This window comes from Marinobacter iranensis, from assembly GCF_029207565.1.
GTDB lineage: Bacteria > Pseudomonadota > Gammaproteobacteria > Pseudomonadales > Oleiphilaceae > Marinobacter > Marinobacter iranensis.
The window spans coordinates 1-239 of record NZ_JANCMW010000389.1 but is presented as its reverse complement, the minus strand read 5'-3'; the positions used below and the strand labels follow the sequence as shown (position 1 = coordinate 239).

Below are 239 nucleotides of genomic sequence, written 5' to 3'. Positions count from 1 at the left end.
AAACGTTCGCAGCACGAGCTACAAGCACTGGCAGCAGTATCTGGGCGTCGAGAACCGCTGCCTTGTCCCGGTGACGAGCTTTGCCGAGCCGAGCCCTACCCCAGGCGACAAAGATCCTGAGACGGGTATCCAACGGAACTTCTGGTTCGCCCGCGGCGAAGATCGGCCGCTGTTCTTCTTCGCAGGCGTATGGACGCCATGGCATGGGGTCAGGAAGGTCAAGGACGGGCCACAGAATT

Annotated in this window: 1 protein-coding gene; it reads left to right on the top strand. The window is 60.7% G+C overall.

Annotated features, from left to right (window positions below; genetic code table 11):
• Positions 1–239 (top strand): SOS response-associated peptidase family protein (locus tag NLU14_RS22830; protein ID WP_275710914.1); only part of this gene is annotated, 239 nt, incomplete at both ends.